Here is a 14999-nt window from a genome sequence, read left to right on the forward strand (position 1 = left end):
TTTCACTCATCAAACTCTTCATCATCTTTTGGGGGAGCAGTTACCAAAAGCCAAATGGCAATTCCAGCTCCAAGAGTAAAAAGCGCCGCTCCTGAATATTGAATAGGTAAATTTCCAGCTTTACCTCCTCCCATCATCATACCAATAGCAAAAAACATACAAATAGCTGCTAATATACCCATTTTTTCTTTAAATGTTAATTTTCTTTCTACTTTTTTTTCCTGTTTTTTCTCTTGCATCAAATCACCTCTTCATTATATTTTTTCTTATAATATCTTAAAACTGCCATTTTTACAATATCATTGAACACAAACCAAGTTAAAGCATAAGTCCACATAAATATTGCCCATTTCCAACCAATAGGAGTCATAAGTCCAAATCCATATACTGCAATTACTGTCCCAATAATTCTTGTAGAAAATGTCGCTGTAAATAAAATCCAACTAGGCCAAGGTCTTTTGAAAAACCAATCACCAATTCTTGTATTGTAAATAGTACCATGACCTGCAATTATAAGTTTTGCAAAAAATATAGCTTGCACAAAACTTACCCAACTTTGATTATCTTTCATATTTACCCAACTTGGAACATCTGGCAAAAATGAAACTGACTCTGGATGTGCTTTTAGATAAATCATTGTAATATAAAAAATCGTAAAACTACTCAAAACTCCAGCAAATCCAAGCCAACTTGACATCACAAATATATCTCTAAATTTCCAGCGAACTGGCTTTTTATCTACTTTTGTATTATCATAAGCAATTGTCATAATTGGAATATCGTTTAATAAGGCTAAAATAATAATCATTATAGCAGTTACTGGATAAAAGTTGAAAACAACGATAGCTAAACTCATAAATAGTACGATTCTTATAGTTTCAGCAATTCTAAAAATAACATAACTTTTCATTCTTTCAAAAATAATTCTTGCTTGAACTATTGCGTCAGTTATTACTTTTAGCCCAGGATTTAATAAAACAATATCAGCAGCCGCTCTTGCCGCGTCAGTCGCACCACTTACCGCAATTCCACAATCTGCTTTTTTAAGTGCAGGTGCGTCATTTACTCCATCTCCAGTCATACCTATAATATGATTTGCTTTTTGAAGTTTATCCACTATAAAATATTTATCTTCTGGAAAAACCTCAGCAAATCCGTTTGCCCCCTCAATAATCTCTATAATTTCAGATTCATGTTTTTTAACACTTCCTACAGCAAGAGGAGTTTCTTCTAACTCTTTTTTAACCTCTTTTACAATAGCATCAACTTTTTCTTTTACTTCATCTTCACTTAAATTTGAAACATTTTTTACAATTGCTTCTCCTAATATTTTAGATAAATAAATAAACTCTTTTGTACTTTGTCCTTTTAAATCTTTAATATTTTGAATATTGTCACCAATTCCCAAAATACTGGAAATATATTTAGCAACTGCTATATTATCTCCTGTTACCATTTTAACTTCTACACCATGAGCATTTGCAAGCTCTATTGATTCTTTACTATCAACTCTTGGTGGGTCAAAAAGTGGAACAAGTCCTACAAAATGATAGTCATTTTCATTTGCTTTTTTGTACGCAACTCCTAAAGTTCTAAATCCTTTTTCGGCATAATTTTCCACCATTTTAAAGGCTTCATTTTTATCAAATTCTTTTTGATTGGATAAATTAATTATGATTTGAGGAGCACCTTTTGCATAAACAACTCCATCTGCATATTTAGCTTCAGTTCTTTTTCTAACTGGATCAAATGGAATAAATTTACTCATTTTATGATGAGTTAAAAGTTCTTTATTTAAATTATTTTTATTTATATAATCAAAAATTGGAGCTTCTATAGGATCACTATTTTCTATTTTACTTGCAAGTGCCGCATAAATCATTAAAGTTTTTTCATCATAAGACTTTTCAACAAAAGGCTTAGCTAAACTCATTTTATTTTGAGTTAAAGTTCCTGTCTTATCACTACATAAAATATCCATTCCAGCAAGTTCTTCAATAGCTGCAAGTCTTGATACAATAGCTTGTTTTTTTGCTAATACTCCAGCACCAAGTGCCATAGTAACAGTCAAAACTGCTGGCATTGCTACTGGAATTGCTGAAATTGTTAAAACTAATGAAAAAATTAAAATATCAAAGAAATTTTCTCCTCTATAAAGAGCTATACCAATAATTATGGCAATTACAATTAATGTTGATATTATTAAAAAATTACCAACTTTTATAACCATTTTTTGGAAATGACTTTTTTCTTCATTTTCTGCTTTTGCTACAAGTCCAACTGTTTTACCAAAATAAGTATTAACCCCTGTTTTGGTAACCTTGGCTAACATCTCACCTTGTTTTACAATAGCATTTGCATAAACTTCTTCATATATTTTTTTATCAACTGGAAGACTTTCTCCAGTAAGAGCTGACATATCTACTTGAAGAAAATCACTTCCACTTAAAAGCTTAACATCAGCAGGAACTATATCTCCAATTTTTACTTTAATAATATCATCTGGGACTAACTCTTTTGACAAAACTTGTTTAAAAACTCCATCTCTTAAAACTAAAGCTTTGGGTGCTAATTTCTTTTTCAGAACTGAAATAGCATTTAAAGCTTTGCTTTCTTGATAAAGATCTACAAAAGCATTTATAAATAACATAATGATAATAATAGTAAAATCTTCCCATCTGTGCGCAATAGCAGATAAAATACCAGCTATTTCTATCATCCACGGAATTGGCCCCCAAAATCGCCTAAAAATTCTATGAAGAGTAGATTCTTCTTTTACAGATATTTCATTATAGCCATATTTCTGAAGCCTTTCTTCTACTTCTTTAGTTGTTAAACCTTTAATATTTCCATTCATTTATATCCCCTTCTTTATTCATATCTTATTATACCCTCAATTATATCATAATATATTACACCTTAATCAATCTTCAACACACTCAAAAACGCCTCTTGTGGAATATTTACTTTTCCTACTGACTTCATTCTTTTTTTACCAGCTTTTTGTTTTTCAAGTAGCTTTCTTTTTCTACTAATATCTCCACCATAACATTTAGCCGTTACATCTTTTCTAAGTGCTTTTACCGTTTGACGAGCAATAATATTATTTCCAATACTTGCTTGAATAGCCACTTCAAAAAGTTGTCTCGGAATGAGTTCTTTCATCACTTTTATAAGTTCCCTACCTTTATTTAAAGCTTTGTTTCTATCTACAATTAAAGTAAGAGCATCGACAGCTTCACCTGCAACTTTAATATCAAGTTTTACCAAATCACCCTCTTTATAACCAATCATTTCATAATCAAAACTTGCATAACCTTTTGTAATTGATTTTAATTTATCATAAAAATCTGTAACAATTTCATTCATTGGAATTTCATATTCAAGTAAAACTCTTTCTCCTAAATAGTCCATTTTTTTCTGCATTCCTCTTTTATGATTCAAAAAAGTTATCATATTTCCTACAAATTCATCTGGCACTAAAATAGTCGCTTTTACATAAGGTTCATAAAGTTTATCGATTTTACTAACATCAGGAAGTTCACTCGGATTTGAAACTACTATTTTTTCTCCATCAGTTTTCAAAACTTCATAAGTTACACTTGGAGCGGTTGCAATTAATTCAAGTCCAAATTCTCTCTCCAATCTTTCTTTTACAACTTCCATATGAAGCATTCCCAAAAATCCAACTCTAAATCCAAATCCCAACGCTTTCGAAGTTTCCGGCTCGTAAGTGATAGATGAATCATTTAATTTTAGTTTATCAAGTGCATCTCTTAAATCATCAAATTTATCTGTTTCAATAGGATAAATACCTGCAAATACAAAAGATTTAACTTCTTCGAAATCATCAGCAGGCTTGCTTGCTGGATTTCTAAAATCTGTAATTGTATCTCCCACCCTGATATCTGCTACATTTTTAAGTCCTAAAACGACAACTCCAATTTCACCTGTTTTTATTGATTTTGTAGCTATTTTTCTTTTGGGATGTGGATAATAAAGTTCATTTACTTTATGACTTTTTTCCGTTCCCATTACCAAAACATCTTGATTTGTTTTAATCTCTCCATCAAAAACCCTAACAAGTGCCAAAGCTCCTAAATAGTTATCAAACCAACTATCATAAATAAATGCTTTTAATGGTGCATTTTCATCTCCATTTGGAGCTGGAACTCTTTCTATAATTGCCTCAAGAAGCTCTGTAATTCCTTCACCAGTTTTTGCACTAGCCAAAATAGCACCACTCGCATCAATTCCCAAAGATTCTTCTATTTCAACTGCTACTCTATCGACATCTGCACTTGGCAGGTCAATTTTATTAATTACCGGAATTATTTCTAATTCATTATCAAGCGCTAAATAAACATTTGCTATAGTTTGGGCTTCTACACCTTGAGAAGCATCTACAACAAGCAATGCACCTTCACTTGATTTAAGTGATTTACTAACTTCATAACTAAAATCCACATGCCCTGGGGTATCAATCAAATTTAAAACATAACCTTTATAATGAAGTCTAACTGATTGAGCTTTAATCGTAATTCCTCTCTCTTTTTCGATATCCATATTATCAAGCATTTGAGCTGATAATTCTCTATCTGTTACTTCTCCACATTCCTGAATAAGTCTATCGGCCAAAGTGCTTTTTCCGTGGTCGATATGAGCTATTATTGAAAAGTTTCTAATTTTCTCTTGCATAAAATTTTCCTTTATAATTTATATATTTGAAATTATAACATTAAAAGTAGTATAATTTCATTAAAAAAGGACTAAAATGAACAGTATAGGTAAAAAGAAAATTTTGAGACTTTATATAGATTCACTCGATAAATACGATCATACTCCATTATGGGAAGTTGTTTTACAAAAAGCAAAAGAAGAAAGTTTAGCAGGGGCGACTATATTTAAAGGAATTGCAGGAATGGGACCTCACTCAAAAATTCATACATTTTCACTTCTTTCAATGAGCGAAAATTTACCTATTATTGTAGAAATAATCGATAATGAAGAAAAAATAGTAAATTTTGCAAAAACTTTAGAGAAAATAGTAGATGAAGGACTTGTAACTTTGACAGATACAGAAGTTATTCAATATAAACATAAGGAAAGTAAATGAATTTGACACTTTTAGCAATAATAGGTGCTGGTGGATTTTTTGGTGCTATTAGTCGGTTTTTACTGGCTGGATTTATGCAAAAAACATTTTCTTCTACACTTTTTCCTATTGGTACTTTAACAGTTAATATTGTAGGAAGTTTCATAATTGGACTAATGGTTGTAGTATTTGAAAACATCTCAGCACCTGAATATAAAGCACTTATAATGACCGGATTTTTAGGAGCACTTACAACTTTTTCAACTTTTTCACTTGAAAGTGTTACAATGCTACAAGAAGGTGATTATTACAGATTTTCTTTAAATATAGTTTTAAATGTAACTTTAAGTATAATTGCTACAATCATAGCAATTACTATTATGAGAAAATTATACGCATAATTATGAACATAAAAAAGCTTAGTTTAGAAGAATTAGAAGAACTTTTTTATGAAGTAAAAGAGGAAATACAACAAAGAAAAGAGAAAAAATTTTTCTTCTTTTCTACTCCTAAATGCTACTATCCCAAACACGGACCTGCTTATGTAGCAAGACTTTATTTTGATGGAGAATATATTCAAAGAGATTTCTTACCTTCAAATGGCAAAGAGTGGTGTAAAAAACAAAAACTTTACAAAGAAAGCTGGGAAGTGGAACTTATGGAGCTTGAAGTAATCGAAGTTAGAATTGAATACGCTTCACTTGACAAACGAGAATGGTATCAAGTCGTGAATGGAGAGCTTATTAGACTAAATGATATGGCCGAAGCCAAAGAAAAGATAAGGGTTTAAATGTATAAAAATATTTATATAGTTGTAGCAAATAAAGACGAGAATGAAAGTTATAAAGCTATAATTAATTATATAATTCAAAAATACAATATAACCCCTACTATTTTACACTTCAATGAAATATTAAAAAATGATAGTGATTATTCAACAAATATTTATATGTTATATTTATCGGACGAGAATATTAAACTTTTTTTAAACAATAATCTAAAATTTAATATAAATATTGCCATATTACCAGAGCCTACTTGTAAATATATTACAAAACTTTATGAAATTTCAGAAGATATTTATCAAGCAATTGATGATGCATTAAATGAAGAATTACTAAAAAAAATAGATATTTTAAAAGCTAATAATATAATTGTTTTTGATAGAGCTATTATTGGGGATATGCATGTAATAAATAAAATTACTCTTGATAAAATTTCTTTTTTTAAAAAAATTCAACTTTTTTTTCACAACCTTAAACATTTACAATTCAAAAGCTATACTTTAAGCCTCTCAGAAGATAAAAAAATTCAAACCGTTGCAACTGGTATAACAATATTAAAATATCCTTTAAATAAAAGTGAAAAGGCATCATCACTAAATAATGGTAAATTAAATGCTTTTATTTTAGCACCTACTTCTTTACTCGCTTATTTTAAATATCTTATATTTATATTTATATATCAAAAAATTCTTATAAATAATTTACCAAGTAGTATAGGATATATTAAATGTTCACAATTAACTATTAATTCATCTGAACCCATTGAAGCTATAATTGATGAAAATTTAATTTCTACTCAAAAATTAGAATTTATTGTTTACAAAGAAGCACTTAATTTACACATTAATAAAAACTTAACAGAAGTAGATTGCGAATCATCCAATCAAGATATAATAGATATCAAAACACTTCCATCTCAAAAAGATCTTCAAGATATTTTACTAAAAGGAAAATTACCTTTTCTCAAAAGAGCCAGTGAAGATGAATTCAAAGACCTTTTTACAAATCTTAGAAACAGTGCAAAGATTTCATCCATATTTATAACGCTTATGATTTTAAGCACATTACTTGCTACTACTGGATTATTTGAAAATTCAACGCCGGTTATAATTGGTGCTATGATTTTAGCACCACTTATAGCACCGATAGTTTCCCTTTCTATGGGAATGATAAGAAATGATAACTCACTTACAATCAATAGTTCAAAAACTCTTTTTTATGGGATAGTAACAGCTATTGTTTTTTCTGCCCTTTTTACATATTTAATGCCACTAAAAGAAATAACTCCTCAAATGGCAAGTAGGCTTCACCCTAATTTATTGGATTTAATGGTGGCTGTTTTTTCAGGAATTGCAGCTGCTTATGCCTCATCAAAAGAAGAAATAGCGCAATCACTTGCCGGCGTAGCTATCGCTGTTGCTTTAATTCCTCCATTAAGTATTACAGGAATAGGAATAGGTATGCTTAATTATCAAGTTATTTATGGTTCATTTTTATTATTTTTAACCAACTTGATCGGAATCATTTTGAGTGCATCATTAACTTTTATAATACTTGGCTATTCACCTATCAAAAGAGCTACAAAAGCTGTTATTTATACATCAATAATGTTTATTATAATTTCTATTCCGCTCTATTTTTCTTTTATTAATTTAGTTAAAAAAAACAACTATTTTAATCAACTAAAACCTTTTAAATATATAACACTTAATAAAAACAGACTTGAACTTCAAATTTTAGATATTAAAAAAAGTAATAAAAATCTTATAATTAATATTAATGTTTTATCTTCAAAAATAGTAACAGATAAAGAGTTACATAAATTGCAACAGATTTTATCACATAAACTAAATAAACCTGTTATTTTAAAAGCAAATACAGAAGTAATAATAAAGTAAATTTTATTTTAGATGGAGCTAAAAAATGGCTATAGAATTTTTGAAAGATTAATTAATAATATTTAAATTACTTAAATACTATCTTATCTAATCTTAAAATGCCTAAAATGCATTTTTTTAATATTAAATTTTAAATTCATTAAGAAACTAACTAAAATATAAGCTATTCCAGTTGGCACAATTACATTATAATCATATGTAATTTCAAGAGCCATTACAATAGCCGTAAGAGGTAATTTCATATTAACTCCGACAAATATTGCAGATCCAATAGCGGCAAAATAAAAAGGTGCTATTTCAAAAACAGTAAAATAATTAATAATTTCAGCATACTCATACCCAATAAGGGCACCTAAACTCATTAAAGTCACAAACATTCCACCTACAGCATTTACATAAATAGAAACACTCATTGCAATCATTCTAAGACAAATAATTAAAAATAATAATAATATGGGAATATGTAAATTATTATTTATCAGCATTATTACAAGTTTATGACCACTAAATGCTCCATAAGGAGAAATTAATAAAATTGTTCCTATAGTAAAACCACCTATAATAGATAATATCCAATTTTTATGAATTAAAAAATGACTTTTAAAAAAATTATTAAAAAAATTAAAAAATTTATCTTTTAAAGTTAGATATAAAAAATTAAAAAAAGCAATAAAAGGTATAAATAAAATACCACTAATTATATATTTAGACTCTGAAAATTTACCAGCTACATACTTAAAAGAAATAGGCTCTAAAAAATTAACTGCTATAGAAAAAGAAATTATACTAGCAAATATTATATAACTTAAAAAATCTTTTATAAATACACAAGCTATATTTTCAATAGCAAACGTTATTCCTGTTATTGGAGATACAAATATTGCAGAAAGTCCACTGCTAGCCCCTATACTTAAAGAAATATTTAATAAATTGTTAGGTAACTTAAAAATAGAATGAAATTTATTTGCAATCATAGCCCCAATTGCTACTGATGGACCTTCATCTGCAACTGCAAAACCACTAGCAAGAGAAATAGATGAAGCTATAATTTTAAAAAAAATACTTTTCCATGTACCAATAAATTTATTTTCCTCAACTGCTTTTGCAATTTCTAATACTCCATATTCTCTAACATTTTCATCTAATTTAATTAAATAATTAACAATAAAAATAGCAACAGTTGGAACTAAATATATATACCAAATAGGTAAATGCTTAATTGTTTCAATAGGGTCACCAAAAAATAAAAGATGTTTTAAAAGTTCTATTGATAAACCATAAATAACAATAAAAATTCCGGTAACACTTCCCACTACAAAAGAAAAAATAATTAATGTTAAGACATTAGCCATAATGATTTAATTCCTCCAATTAAAAATAAAAATGAAATAGCCCCAATTATAAGCCCAATAATTGTTATTATAACACAAGAACCAAATAAAAAAGACCTAAAGATAAAAAAACTTCGATAAATGTACTAAACATAAAAAATATTCCTTAATTTTTCCTAAAATTTCAAATAATTTTTACTGCTGTTAAAATAAATATCAAAACATACCACCATAAAAGTTGTTTTTTATGATTTTTTGCTTCAATTTTATGATAAGTTTTAATACCAAAAAATGTCCCTATCATTGAAAAAGCAGCTACTAAAAATCCAAGTTTATAATCAACCAACCCATAACTTGATAAAGAAATAAATCCACTTGTAGCAGAAAATACTACAAAAAATAGACTTAAACTAACTGCTTTTTTAAGGTCATATCTAAGCATCCCAACTAAAATAGGTGTAATCATTACAGCCCCACCAACTCCAACACTAATAGCAATACTTCCAACAAAAATACCAATTATAAATAGTAAAAATCTATTATTTATTTCATTATCTTCCGCGCTTTGATGAGGTGCATAAAAAAACTTAATAATTGCAAATGCTAAAATAGCCAAAAACATAAACCCTAAAAATTTACTTGAAAGATGACTAACTATAAATCCACTCATAGTGGCCCCCACAGCTCCACCTACTCCTAAAAAAACCCCTTCATTAAACTTCAAAAATCCTTTTTTATAATTTAAAAAACTTCCAAACATACTACTAACCATCATCTGAGTTACACTTACTCCAATTGCAGTTTTGATATCAAGTCCTAAATATAATAAAACAGGAACTAAAATAGTTCCACCCCCTATTCCAAAAAATCCACTAAAAAATCCGGTGAATATTCCTGCTATTATAAATTCTATTATCATTTTATACCTTTAAATAAATAAAATTACTCTTAACTTTAGCAAATTATACCACTTTTTGATATAATTCAAAAAAAAGGATTAAGTTTATGAATATTATTTTGACAGATGCAATCAAAAACTATATAGAAAGTATAGAAGCTAATATTTCTAAATGTAAAGCAAATCCTAAAAAAGGATATGTTGCAAAAATATCTATAAATGGTGATGAAAATATGGATATTTTTGTAGTAGTTCCTAAAATAAAACTTGATTATATAGCCCAGCTTTGGTTTGGAGATAAATCTGATTATAATAAAGAAGATTTAACTAAAGAAATAATAAATCAAATAGTTGGAAATGCCAAAATAATCGCATCTAAAAAAGAAATTAATTTTGATATTTCAACTCCTAAATATTTAGGAGAATACAAAAAAATAGATTATGATAATATATTAAAATATAAATTTAAAAATAGATGTTTTTATATTTTAATGAAGGAACATTAATTGTCAGAAGAAAATACACAAAATAATCCAAGAAAAACAGACAAAATTCTCCCTGATTATTCAGGATTATTAGATATGGAGGTTATTTTCGAATCAGACCTTGGAAGAGTTGATAAAACCCTTAGAGAGATTTTAAAACTTGAAAAAGGAAGTGTTATTGATTTGGAAAAAGCAGCAGGAGAAAGTGTAGATGTGTATGTAAATACCAGGATTATAGGGAAAGGGGAAGTTATGGTATATGAAAAAAATTTAGCAATAAGACTTAATGAAGTATTAGACAATAATGCAATACTTTATTATTTATCAAAGGAAAATTCATGGGTAGATTTATAGTTTTAATATTTCTTTTTATATTTGCAAATGCAAGTTCAATCCTGAATATAAGTTATTTCCCATTAAATAACAAAATAGATATACTTTTTTCACTTGATAAACCTTTTAATGGTAAAATTATATCTTTATCGCAAAATAGTTATAAAATCACAAATATAAATTTAGATAGAATAGAACAAAAAAAATTCAAAAACTCTCTTAATATAATCATTTCACCACTTGATGAAAATAGTATAAATTTAAAATTAAACTATAAAAATCCTTTAAATATAAAAGCCTCTATTACAGCCAAAGGATATGGACTTAGAATTAGAATATTAGGATTAAAAAATGCACAACAAGCTGCATTAAAAACTCAAAATATAAACAAGCAAAATATAAACAATTTAGGTGTAAATAATAGTTTTAATTATATAAATTATATAATGGTTATTGCAATTTTAATTTTTTTGATTATAATACTTATTTATGTCAAGAAAAAAACACTAAATAAATTACCAAAATCATTGCAACAAGATAATTATAAAGTTTTATATCAAAAAATGATAGACCCTAAAAATAGGCTTGTAATGATAGAAGTTTTTGATAAAAGATATCTTCTATTATTAGGAGATAAAAATAATATTTTACTTGATAATTTTTCAAAAGAGGCGCAACAAGATTTAAAAGATATATCAACACAAAACGAATTTGGAAAACTTTTAGATGAAAAACTTGATGATAATACAATAAATTTTATAAAAAATGCGAGTAAATTAAAGGAAAATGATGAATTTTGAATATGATGTGATAGTAATTGGTGGTGGACATGCTGGAATAGAAGCGTGTTTAAGTAGTGCTAGAATGGGTAAAAAAACACTACTTCTTACTATGTTAGTAGAACAAATTGGAGCTGCTAGTTGTAATCCAGCCATAGGAGGTCTTGCAAAAGGACATTTAGTTAAAGAAATAGATGCTATGGGTGGTGAAATGGCAAAAATCACCGATAAAGCTGGAATTCAATTTAGAATCTTAAATGAAAACCGTGGACCTGCTGTGAGAGGAAGTAGAGCTCAAATAGATATGGATGAATATAGAGTAGTTGCAAGAAATACAATTTTAAATACTCCAAATTTAGATGTTCGTCAAGAAATAGCAGAAGAAATTTTAGCCAAAAATGGTAAGGTTACAGAAGTTATTACAGAGCTAAAAAACACTTATAAAGCAAAAAAAGTGATTTTAACTGCTGGGACTTTTATGAAAGGTCTTATGCACTTTGGCCAAACGAAAATAAAAGGTGGAAGATTCAACGAAAGAAGTGCTGAAAAACTAAGTGATAGTTTAAGAAATTTAGGGTTTAAACTTGAAAGGCTAAAAACTGGAACTACTGCAAGAATTGATACAAAAAGTATTAATTTTGATGAAATGGAGATTCAAGCAGGTGATGAAAATCCTATTCCATTTAGTTTCACAACTAACAAAGAGGAGCTTAAAAATAGAAAACAACTTCCTTGTTATATCACTTATACAAATGAAACTACTCATCAAATTATTAAAGATAACTTTTATAGAGCACCACTTTTTACAGGTCAAATAGAAGGAATTGGTCCAAGATATTGTCCAAGTATAGAAGATAAAATCAACAAATTTGCTGATAAAGATAGACATCATGTATTTGTAGAACCTCAAACAATAGATGCAACAGAATATTATATTAATGGACTTTCAACATCACTTCCTATGGATGTACAAGAAGATTTCATTCATTCAATCAAAGGGCTTGAAAATGCAAAAATAGTAAGATATGGCTATGCAATTGAATATGACTTTATCCAACCAACAAATCTAAAACATTCACTTGAAACTAAACAAATCAAGGGATTATATTTTGCAGGTCAAGTAAATGGAACTACTGGATATGAAGAAGCGGCCGCTCAAGGATTTATGGCGGGAATTAATGCCGGTTTAAGTTTAGAAAAAAAAGAGCCATTAATTTTAAGAAGAGATGAGAGTTATATCGGAGTTTTAATAGATGATTTAGTTACAAAAGGAACAAAAGAGCCTTATAGAATGTTTACAAGTCGTGCTGAATTTAGACTTCTTCTAAGAGAAAGTAATGCTCATTTAAGACTTTCTAAATATGGATATGAATTAGGCTTAGTTAGTGATAAATTTATGAATAGAGTTAAAAAAGTCGGAGAAGAAATAGAAAAAGGAATGTTTGTTTTACACTCTTCATTTTTAACACCAAGTAAAGAAAATAATCAATTCTTAGCAAGTATCGATGAAGGATATATTACAGATAAAGTTAGCAAACAAGTAATTGCTGCAAGACATAGTTTTACCAAAGAAAAACTTTTAAAATTAGCACCAGAATTAGAAGAATTTAGCGATGAATCAATCGAACAAATTTTAATAGAAGCAAAATACTACTATTACATCAAAAAACAACAAAATCAAGTTGATAAAATGAAACATATGTTAAAAGTAAAAGTTCCAGAAAATTTTGAATACAAAGGAATTCCCGGTCTTAGCATAGAAATAATAGAAAAACTAACAGCCATTAAACCAGGTACCCTATTTCAAGCAAGTGAAATTAGTGGTGTAACTCCTGCAGCTATTGATATCGTGCATATGTGGATAAAAATGAGAGAAAAAGGACAAAAATGACTTATATTTATGTAGATACAAAAAAAGATTATATAAATAAAATAGATGAAGCTTTAAATAAAGCAATTAATTTAGGACTTGAAAATTTTAGATTTTTAGTAAATGATATAAGAAGTATAGATTATTTAAGAGAAAAAGGGTATAAATCAGTAAATTTAGACTCTTTTGAAGATGTTTTTAATATAGCTACACATGATGATAAATTATATTATCAAACTAATGAAAATGATGAATTTGTAAAAATTCAGTATTCAAATTCTGAAAAAATATAAAAATTAAGGAAAATAAAAAATGATAAAAACAAAAGAAGAATTTAAAGAATTAATAACAAGTATAGAGGATTTCGAAGGATACAAAAAGCCATTAGCTTTTGGTGTAGCTAGAGTAGATTATGGTCAAGTTCATACTGATAAAGTGCTTCAAGCCGTATATCCACTAATTAATTGGAATGAAAATTTTGGAAGTGGAGCTGTAATTATTAGAGCTTTAATCGAAAATGGAATTGCTGTTGGCTTTAACGAAAGTGAAATAGTAGCAACTTTAAATGCCAATATTGTAAATGATATTTTAGATATGTTTAATCCATTTTTGCTAGAAGCAAAAGCAGATAAAAATTCACACAAAAACATTCAACTATTTTTAACTTTACAAAAACTTTTTGAAGAATATGATTATAATAACTATAAAGTCACTATTCTTTTTAGTGATGATGCACCAAAAAGTGTAGAAAGTGTATATCTAAAACTTTATGCACTTTCACTTGGAAAAGCAAAACTTAGAGGAATTAATTTAAATGGTGCTTTTGGAGTTTTACCAAACTTAGCATGGACTGGAAATATTCCAATTGAGTTGGATTATCTAAGAGAAAATGAAATTGAACTTAAACTTAGAAATGAATATCCTAGAATCGACTTTGTAGATAAATTCCCAAGATTCCTGCAACATATTATCCCAGCTGATAACACAAGAATCTTAGACACTTCAAAAGTTAGATTTGGTGCACAACTTGCCGCGGGAACTACTGTAATGCCAGGGGCTAGTTACATTAATTTCAATGCAGGAACTGAAGGTGCTGTTATGGTAGAAGGTCGAATTTCATCAAGTGCAGTTGTTAAAAAAGGTGCTGATGTTGGTGGAGGTGCATCAATTTTAGGAGTATTATCTGGAACAAACGGAAACCCTGTAACAATTGGGGAAAATACGCTTCTTGGTGCAAACTCAGTAACTGGAATTCCATTAGGGGACGGATGCATCGTAGATGCTGGAATAGCAGTTTTAGAAGGAACAAAAATTACAATCAGTCAAAAAGAAAGAGCAAAAATAAAAGAAGTAAATCCAGAATTTGATGATTCAAAAGAAATTTATAAAGGACTTGAACTTGCAGGACTAAGTGGAATTCATTATAGATTTAATACAACAAATGGAAAAATGGTAGCATTTAGAAGTGTTAGAGAAGTGAAGTTAAATGAAGAACTTCATTGATTTTTGATATAATTCATAATTA

15 protein-coding genes are annotated in these 14999 nt (G+C 28.2%); 10 read left to right on the forward strand and 5 right to left on the reverse strand.

Translation table 11 applies throughout. The features are described from left to right. Positions 1-2: 2 nt before the first annotated feature. The 3 genes from ACZ5OA_RS06520 to lepA all read right to left on the reverse strand — a co-directional run bounded on the left by ACZ5OA_RS06520 (position 3) and on the right by lepA (position 4698). The gene (locus ACZ5OA_RS06520) at positions 3-239 is read right to left on the reverse strand and encodes a hypothetical protein (protein ID WP_464907071.1); all 237 of its coding nucleotides are present in this window, start codon (positions 237-239) and stop codon (positions 3-5) included. Continuing rightward, positions 239-2857 carry a plasma-membrane proton-efflux P-type ATPase gene (locus ACZ5OA_RS06525; RefSeq protein ID WP_464907072.1) on the reverse strand — a complete coding sequence of 873 codons (2619 nt, stop codon included), beginning with the start codon at positions 2855-2857 and terminating at the stop codon, positions 239-241. Before ACZ5OA_RS06525 ends, ACZ5OA_RS06520 begins: the two co-directional genes overlap by 1 nt. A 62-nt stretch (positions 2858-2919) precedes the next feature. After that, complete coding sequence (gene lepA / locus ACZ5OA_RS06530; protein ID WP_464907073.1) at positions 2920-4698, reverse strand: translation elongation factor 4; 1779 nt, start codon at positions 4696-4698, stop codon at positions 2920-2922. A 76-nt stretch (positions 4699-4774) separates the two neighbouring features. On the opposite strand from lepA, the gene ACZ5OA_RS06535 reads away from it, so the two are divergent. Genes ACZ5OA_RS06535 through ACZ5OA_RS06550 form a run of 4 tightly spaced genes read left to right on the forward strand, consistent with a single transcriptional unit; the run spans position 4775 to position 7778 of the window. Continuing rightward, positions 4775-5116, forward strand: coding sequence for a DUF190 domain-containing protein (locus ACZ5OA_RS06535; protein WP_464907074.1), 342 nt, complete (start codon positions 4775-4777; stop codon positions 5114-5116). Continuing rightward, the gene (gene crcB / locus ACZ5OA_RS06540) at positions 5113-5496 is read left to right on the forward strand and encodes a fluoride efflux transporter CrcB (protein WP_464907075.1); all 384 of its coding nucleotides are present in this window, start codon (positions 5113-5115) and stop codon (positions 5494-5496) included. The genes ACZ5OA_RS06535 and crcB overlap by 4 nt, the downstream gene beginning before the upstream one ends. Before the next feature lie 2 nt (positions 5497-5498). Next, complete coding sequence (locus tag ACZ5OA_RS06545) at positions 5499-5885, forward strand: hypothetical protein (RefSeq protein WP_464907076.1); 387 nt, start codon at positions 5499-5501, stop codon at positions 5883-5885. Further along, positions 5886-7778, forward strand: coding sequence for a TIGR00341 family protein (locus tag ACZ5OA_RS06550; protein WP_464907077.1), 1893 nt, complete (start codon positions 5886-5888; stop codon positions 7776-7778). A gap of 83 nt (positions 7779-7861) precedes the next feature. Here ACZ5OA_RS06550 and ACZ5OA_RS06555 read toward each other — a convergent pair whose 3' ends face one another. Then, positions 7862-9130 (reverse strand): chloride channel protein, encoded by a 1269-nt coding sequence (locus ACZ5OA_RS06555; RefSeq protein ID WP_464907078.1) that lies wholly within the window; start codon positions 9128-9130, stop codon positions 7862-7864. A gap of 163 nt (positions 9131-9293) precedes the next feature. Then, positions 9294-10028: a sulfite exporter TauE/SafE family protein gene (locus tag ACZ5OA_RS06560; RefSeq protein WP_464907079.1), complete on the reverse strand. Its 735-nt coding sequence runs from the start codon at positions 10026-10028 to the stop codon at positions 9294-9296. An 86-nt stretch (positions 10029-10114) separates the two neighbouring features. On the opposite strand from ACZ5OA_RS06560, the gene ACZ5OA_RS06565 reads away from it, so the two are divergent. From ACZ5OA_RS06565 to ACZ5OA_RS06590, 6 genes are read left to right on the forward strand one after another with little or no spacing between them, the layout of a single operon-like run. Next, on the forward strand, positions 10115-10513 hold the full coding sequence (locus ACZ5OA_RS06565; protein WP_464907080.1) for a hypothetical protein: 399 nt from the start codon (positions 10115-10117) through the stop codon (positions 10511-10513). Further along, the gene (gene fliN / locus ACZ5OA_RS06570) at positions 10514-10846 is read left to right on the forward strand and encodes a flagellar motor switch protein FliN (RefSeq protein WP_464907081.1); all 333 of its coding nucleotides are present in this window, start codon (positions 10514-10516) and stop codon (positions 10844-10846) included. Continuing rightward, a complete protein-coding gene (locus ACZ5OA_RS06575; protein WP_464907082.1) occupies positions 10831-11625 on the forward strand; it encodes a flagellar biosynthetic protein FliO in 795 nt (264 codons plus the stop codon). The genes fliN and ACZ5OA_RS06575 overlap by 16 nt, the downstream gene beginning before the upstream one ends. Next, a complete protein-coding gene (gene mnmG / locus ACZ5OA_RS06580; RefSeq protein WP_464907083.1) occupies positions 11615-13495 on the forward strand; it encodes a tRNA uridine-5-carboxymethylaminomethyl(34) synthesis enzyme MnmG in 1881 nt (626 codons plus the stop codon). The genes ACZ5OA_RS06575 and mnmG overlap by 11 nt, the downstream gene beginning before the upstream one ends. Beyond that, entirely contained in the window at positions 13492-13767 is a 276-nt protein-coding gene (locus tag ACZ5OA_RS06585; RefSeq protein ID WP_464907084.1) for a hypothetical protein, read from the forward strand. Before mnmG ends, ACZ5OA_RS06585 begins: the two co-directional genes overlap by 4 nt. A gap of 19 nt (positions 13768-13786) precedes the next feature. Further along, positions 13787-14977 carry a tetrahydrodipicolinate N-succinyltransferase N-terminal domain-containing protein gene (locus ACZ5OA_RS06590; protein WP_464907085.1) on the forward strand — a complete coding sequence of 397 codons (1191 nt, stop codon included), beginning with the start codon at positions 13787-13789 and terminating at the stop codon, positions 14975-14977. Positions 14978-14999: the final 22 nt, after the last annotated feature.

The organism is Thioreductor micantisoli, assembly GCF_055392745.1.